The organism is Nitrosomonas sp., from assembly GCF_040240425.1.
Lineage (GTDB): Bacteria > Pseudomonadota > Gammaproteobacteria > Burkholderiales > Nitrosomonadaceae > Nitrosomonas.
Genome location: NZ_QPHG01000031.1, coordinates 24,686 through 31,687 on the forward strand (window position 1 = coordinate 24,686; position 7,002 = coordinate 31,687).

Sequence of the window (7,002 nt, forward strand, 5' to 3'; positions counted from 1 at the left end):
CATAATACATAATTAAAGTGTTAAGTTATTAGGCAGAGAGAGAATTCTCTTTAGTGTCCATTAAGTTAATGGTCGAAAATAAATCTTATACACAATGTTATCCACAAAAAATGTGGATAAATCAAAATTGCTCAGGGTAAAGAAGATGATACCTCAAGAGGCGGAGTAAATTCCTGGCAGATCATGAAACCGGCTGGCTGCCTATTTCCGGAATGTAGCGCATTTTGGCCAACCGGTTTGTCAATGTAAATAAATCGTTACCGGCATGCCATTGATTAACCGGCTTTTCACATTTCCAACAAATTCCAATTGCGCCAAAATTGCAAAACGGACCGTTTCCAGCGGGTTAATTTCAGCCGTCGTAGACTTCTGCATCACACCGGGGACGGAAATTATTTTTGCTTCGGCTTTTTCCCCGTTAGGGAATTTGACCGTGACCATTTGCCCCACTACGGCATAGTCCTGGTATTTTGGCGGAATGAATGCATCGATATGCACTTTCTCGGGAAATATGATCTCAAGCAAAGCTTGGCCACGCCCCAAAAACTCTCCGGGTTGCGTAAACATCTCTGTCACCATGCCGCTGCCCGATGGCGCAAACAGGCTTAACTGCAGGACTTGATCCTGAGTCTTATCAAATTCGAGTTGCAGCTGATTGATCCGGTTTGAAAGCATGCGCATTTCCGGGGATTGGCCTTGTTCCTGACTATACATCCGGTCACGCTCCTGGCGTTGCGCTTTCTCCAGCGCCACCAGATTTTCCAGCGCCGAGTTTAACTGACTTCGCGCCAGCGCAATTTCAGCCTGTGTTGCGGCGCCCTGTTTGTACAGGGACTCATACTGACTTAAGCGTTGGGATGCGAAATGCTTCTGTTCGTGCGCGAATTTCAACAACTGAGCCGAGCTTGTTCTGGAATCATCGGCTTGCAGCAACATCTTGTGCTTTTCCTGCCTCAGCCCATCCAGCTCCACCTGCAGCCGGTCACGACTATCCAGCAATGCGGCATTCACCAGTTCAGCTAACGGTGCACCTTCGGAAACTGTCTGCAGCGGCTCGACAAAAAGCTTCTCAACATAGCCATCCACAGCGGTACGCACAGTGAAACTAGGCACCCGGATGCGGCCATTGGCTTCGATACTGATCGTGTCCCAAACAATCGTCCCCAGCAGATATACCACCGGGAGGCTGGAAATGGCCATGATCAAATACCAGCGCCACGGCCTGCCGGCTCGTTTGGCGGCGCTATATTGAACCCGTAATCCCCGGTCGATATCCGGAGCCTTATTTTCTGGTTGATTAAAACGTATTTTCATGAAGATAGCTTACCAAATCTTGCCATGATTGAATAACTAGCCCGGTAAAATTAGGGGCCCGGAGTTGACTCTGCAATTGTTGCATCGCATGAATAAAAATGGATTGCGGCTTATGCACATAACTATTCTCCGGACCCAATTCTGACTCCAGGCTTTGCGCCAGACTGAATAACAGATCCGGATATTGATTCATGACCGGCTTGAGCGCAGTCACGATATTCGTGAGATTCATCGCGTAATACATAACGGTAATCTCTTTGATCCCTTTTGCCTTGAGTTCGCAGAGCACGCAAATATCAAATGATGTGGCTTTCGTCAGATAGCGCGGGTGAATACTGGCGCCTACCGGCCACGGAGAAACAGCCGACACTTGACGCACCGTTTCGATCAACTCTTCCAGGCGCGCCTTGCCGGGCAAGTCCGACTCCAGTTGATCCGGCTCGATATCCAAATGCAGGCCATCGAAATTGATGTTGCTCAGTTTCTTGACGATCATAAGTAGCTTCTCGCGCTGCTCCGGCAGAATCCAATCAGGATCGCCTAACAGTAATTCAACTTTTTTTCCTCGCCGGTGCGCTTCGGTTAGAAACTTTTTAAGCGGCGCGGGATTTGCGGCAAATTTTGAAATCTGCTGCTGATCCAAGGAAATCAGAAAGCGATCGATCTCGATGGTTTGATTTTTTTCCCATAAACCGGATTGTGTGCTTAATTTGTCAAAGTTCCAGACATACACGGCAACGCGCCCAGACGAAACTTCCGCATTACCAGCAGCAGAGAAACTGGTGCGTTTAGGCGCAGCCTTGGTTTTGTCTCCACTGACAAGAAACGACGCCGCTTGTTGCAGCGGATCAGTCAATTGGCTTAAGTTGATTTCCGGGTGAATATCCCGGCCTTTTCCCTCCAGCAGCGTAAGGAATTGCCGCAACCGGATATGCAGCTTCCATTGTTCCGATTCTGTTTCGACGTTCTCGATAGCCACCCGGTAATACGTATTAACCGCTTGAAAATATTTCTCGATCACATCGCCATCCAAAATCTTCAGGCGCAAATGTCTTTCACGGATCAACTCACGCGCCGCTTCAAGGCGCGTATGCTGAAACTTGATTTGCTGCGCAAGCTGTTGATAACTGCTGAGCAAAGCGCGGAATTCGTGTTGCAGTTCTTGATCGCGATGCGTGTAGTCCGCCCGCAGACTGATCAACAGACTGTTCAAGCGCGATTCCTCATTCTTCCGCACACTCATAATCTCGATCGGCATGCGGAAATTAAAACCGACTGCGCCGCCATAGCCCATCTGCATGGATTCAGGTGAAGGATGCGGAATGGCCGGACCGCCAAAAGCAGTGGCGTTGACATCCGAATCAATGCCACGCCAGTTCTCGGTCTCTTTAGTCTTTTGAATATTTTCTATCCGTGCTTGCAGTATTTTCAGATCCAGCTGCTCGATATCGATCGGCGCATTGCTGTCGATCGCATACAACACCGGTTTTACGGGCTCGAACGGCCGTATTTCCGAATTCGTTAAATAGCCCAGTCTGATCAATGCTTGATCGCGGTTATTGCTGAATTCGATTTGCGATCGTTCGGCGCGATCAAATGCAGAAAGAAACTCCAGATAATCCGACATGAATAACAAGCCCGCTTCGCGCCGTTTATGCAGTATGGAAATCACGCCATCATCGCGCAAACGCAAGTAGGCTTCGGTCAAAGCCAGCATTTTCTTTGCGCTCCAATACGCCGCGTAGTTTTCTTCCAGAAAGAGCCGCGCCAGCCGCTTGCTCCAATCCAGACGGACATCCTCAATTTTTACTTGCGTGGCAGCATCATTGATCGCCCGTTGCTGTCTCTCCGCGCTGCCTAACAAGGGATAACGCACCCCAATGCGGCCCATCGGATCGAAGAAATGTCCGAAAGGCTCTCTGGCAAAAGGGCTTTTTTGATAACCAGCCGATATTCCGCCAAATATCTCCCAGCCTTTCTGCGCTTCCTGCACATTTAAGTTCGAGCGTTGCGCCTCCAAATCCGCCTTCGCTTTCAGGACCGTCGCGGCTTGCTCCAGATGCGTATAAAACTCGGTCAGCGTTTTAACCTCAGCACCTGCATTGGCTGTCGGCATCAGAAGCAGAAGCAACATCAGTAGCGGGAAAACGCGCACTTTTACTGTTTTCCCTTTTTAAGCACCCACAAAGGCGCCATTGCGGAATCCAAGTGACCTTTGTTCAGTATCTGGTTTAAAATGGCAAAAGCGCTCCAGACGCGCGAAACAAACTGGAACAACGGATAAATAGGCAGGATCAAAGCAGCTTCGCAGTCCTCCCATTTTCTGTCTGAGACGAGCACAAGATAAAAAATGTACTGCAGGGTAATCAAACCTAAATAGAACAAATAGACCAGCACCATGCTTAGAAAAAAAGTCAGCATAGGCAGCTTTACCGCCATGTAGATCGTATAAATCACGATAGAAAAAGGCATGACGATCTGAAACAAAATACCGTACCAGAGCAGAAATATGAAATTGCTCCATCCCATCCTCGATGCGGAAATACCGTACTTGTGTTTATTCGAGTAGATATACCAAAGATCGCCATCCCAGCGTAGGCGCTGCTTTAAAAAATCCTTGAAACTTTCCGGCACATCGGTATGCGAAACCGCACCGGGTTCAAACTCAATCCTCAGGTGTGGATAACGTTGATGGTATTGCTTGATGCGCAGTGTCAAATCAAGATCCTCGGCGGTCCCGGTATTCCATCCGCCTATTTTTTGGATGAAGGACTTTCTAAAAATACCAAACGCGCCAGGGACGTTATTAATGACATTCAGTTTCGCAAATCCTAGTTTCCCTATCTGCATGGTCAACATATATTCCAGACTCTGCAGCCGGGTAATGATCGCTTTTCTGGCGTTACGCACACGCATCGGCCCCGTTACCGCGACAATATCAGGGTTGCGAAAATGAGCGGCAGCGGAACTGACCATTTGATTATCAAACGATGTATCGCCATCCAAAGCGAGAAAAATCTCACCTTGCGCCCGGCTCAGTCCGGCGTTCAATGATGAGACCCTACCACCGCGTTGAATTTTCGGAATGATGACCAATGAGCGCTTGGGATAATTGGCAACCACCGGCACGAGTTCTTTCAATGCCTGATACGTGGCTAAATTTTTCTGCACGCCATCGACCATCGCGATGATTTCAATATGCCCCGGATAAATCTGTTCCAGTAAAGAAATCACCGTACTCTGCACCGCTTTTCCTTCGGCGTAGCAGGTAATCGCACAAGTTACGCGCGGATAGTAAGGGAGCGACACCGGTGCTTCCACCGACTTCTTAAACAGATAGCGGAAAACGCTCATCCAATTGACAAAATACAGCGGTAATTCAAAAAATAGTACGAATGGAATCAGCATGAAGACGTACTCCACATCCTGATAGCGCGAGGTTGCGATAAGAAAAAAGCCCCAGGCTTGATTCAGACTTTCCATGAACTATAGCAACTCGCCCGCGAGACGCGCTAGCAGGAGCGGGGCACTTTCCTTATCGGGTATATTCTGCGAGGAAATACCGATAAAACGGAAATCCAGCCTATGCTCACTTTCTTCCAGCAGTACATTCATACTGCTTTCGATGCGTTTTTGAAAACCCTGTAATCCTTGTTCATCGGTATTAGGCAAAAGCAACCACAGCATATTCTCCGAAGTCCGCGTGGAAAGATCCGGGGTCCGGAGCAAGCTTCTTAATCGTTGCGCAAAGGCTTCAAGCATTTGCAGCAGGCGCGCATGGTTGAAAAGTTCGACTAGATCCGGCAGATTGGCGAAGTAGATTCCGAACAAACTGAAATGCACATTGGGATAACGCCGGGATGTAACCATCTGCCAATCAAGATCATGCAGGAATAACTCGCGGGAAATAAAATCGAGCTGATCAAACCCCGAGGACAAGTCGAATACCTCGCCCCGGAAAGCAACGGTTCTTCCTTTATCGCTTAAGCGCCAGCTGTGTACTTCATTCAAGATGAGCTCTCCCGGCTGCATCTCTTTTTCACACATCGCGCAGCGGACTTGCACATCGCCTTCTATAAACGAGTGGCTGCAAGACTGACAGCGATAATTCTCGATAGGCCGGTCATAGTCGCTGCCAATATGCCGCAAATGCGTATGGCATTTGGGACAAACCAGCGTACCGCTATGCATGAATTTATCTTGCACATCGACACAACCGCAGGTAAAACAATGCAAGGAAGCTTGCAGCTTGATATCGATCGACTGGCAATTCGGGCATATATCAATAAAACTCAAGTGCGCCGAGCGGCAATAAGCACATTCGCGCTGCCGGTCGAGTATCGTCAAAGGTTCAATTATTTTGTTATTGGCGAGATTGCGCAGCCACTCGAAAGAGTCGGATCTGTCCTGACTCAACGCCTCCAGCAAAGGATAGCGATAAAAACGCGGATTTTGCCACTCATGGTGCGGCTGAAGGATGAAATCAGGGCGTAACCAAAAATATTTTATTAACCGCCCTTGGTGTGTGATATAGGTCTCATTGCCCCTCAGCGACTTCAGCAAGCTTTCAACTTGATTAACCGCTTCCAGCAAAACCGAAGGCTGCGGCAATTGTCCATCGAGCAACAAGTTATCAGATGCTGCAACCGGATCTGCTGCAAAACACAGCGATGCAAAAACTTCGTCATCTCTGCGTATCTTGGCAAGAATCGACGCAGTATATTGTTTATCATTTCCCGCAATAACAAACGCGGAAGGAATGATTTTATTTTTCTCCCAATCCGAAAAATCACTGAAATGGTAAATTTCAAAAAGATCCTGATACGGATCCAATAAATCAGTCTTCTCTAAGGAGAAAAATATAAGCATCGCTAACTTAAAATAATCTTAAATCAATTATGTCATTTATAACGCATCGGATATTACAAACTAATTGCAATATAATCAATATCTTAAAAACATCACCTAGTGTGTCTTCTTACCATTATACTCATATTTTCTTACACAGATAGCTCGAATAAAGCAAAAAATCCGCTTTATATCGACGTATTGAAAGAAAAATTCCATCCCAAACAATTCAGAAAATTCTCTATCGATTCAATTCACCGTAATTTTTATTTGATCATTTAAACAATCCACAAACCCAGTCAATGATGGACTTCATTTGATCAAATGGGCGCGCAGCATGAAAAGCAGTAATAACTTGATGATAATTGGCCCATAATCAATGTGTAAAACAAATGAGCAAGTCAACCGAAATCTTTAGAAATCGATGAGTTAAATTTCCAAATACATGAATTACTCACACAGTTATCCACAGCATTTGCAACCCCAAAATCTACAATAAATATATTCTTCTTTCTAAAGCCGTTTCCGGATATACCGATAAACCGATCGCGCAGGGTTTATTAAACGATGAGCTGTAATTTTTCGCATAGTTGATCGACTCAAGTTCTATTAACATTCATGTGTATGGATAGAAATTATGATGTTGTTTAATTGCACCTATTCATCGAGCAATTTAACTTTGATTGTTCTGTGCTGGTTAGAGATAACGAACCATATATCCTAAGTTGTAAGAATTCCTAGCGTTGTTTACAGTATTCAGGAGAATACTGCAGATGAACATACACAAACGCACTCGCTTAACATTATTGGATCGTCAGGAAATCTGGCAGCTTTATCAAA

Annotated in this window: 4 protein-coding genes; all 4 read right to left on the minus strand. The window is 46.4% G+C overall.

Features of this window, described 5'->3' with window-relative positions:
• Window positions 1-240: 240 nt before the first annotated feature.
• From DU481_RS11720 to DU481_RS11735, 4 genes are read right to left on the minus strand one after another with little or no spacing between them, the layout of a single operon-like run.
• Complete coding sequence (locus tag DU481_RS11720; protein ID WP_350134689.1) at window positions 241-1,314, minus strand: HlyD family secretion protein; 1,074 nt, start codon at window positions 1,312-1,314, stop codon at window positions 241-243.
• The gene (locus DU481_RS11725) at window positions 1,298-3,448 is read right to left on the minus strand and encodes a TolC family protein (protein WP_350134692.1); all 2,151 of its coding nucleotides are present in this window, start codon (window positions 3,446-3,448) and stop codon (window positions 1,298-1,300) included. The genes DU481_RS11720 and DU481_RS11725 overlap by 17 nt, the downstream gene beginning before the upstream one ends.
• A 23-nt stretch (window positions 3,449-3,471) precedes the next feature.
• The gene (locus DU481_RS11730) at window positions 3,472-4,797 is read right to left on the minus strand and encodes a glycosyltransferase family 2 protein (protein WP_350134695.1); all 1,326 of its coding nucleotides are present in this window, start codon (window positions 4,795-4,797) and stop codon (window positions 3,472-3,474) included.
• A gap of 3 nt (window positions 4,798-4,800) precedes the next feature.
• The gene (locus tag DU481_RS11735; protein WP_350134698.1) at window positions 4,801-6,147 is read right to left on the minus strand and encodes a TackOD1 domain-containing metal-binding protein; all 1,347 of its coding nucleotides are present in this window, start codon (window positions 6,145-6,147) and stop codon (window positions 4,801-4,803) included.
• Window positions 6,148-7,002: the final 855 nt, after the last annotated feature.

Excerpts from the sequence above, each read along its gene's own strand:
- DU481_RS11720 (WP_350134689.1), bottom strand. The coding sequence starts at position 1,314 with ATGAAAATACGTTTTAATCAACCAGAAAATAAGGCTCCGGATATCGAC.
- DU481_RS11725 (WP_350134692.1), bottom strand. The coding sequence starts at position 3,448 with ATGTTGCTTCTGCTTCTGATGCCGACAGCCAATGCAGGTGCTGAGGTT.
- DU481_RS11730 (WP_350134695.1), bottom strand. The coding sequence starts at position 4,797 with ATGGAAAGTCTGAATCAAGCCTGGGGCTTTTTTCTTATCGCAACCTCG.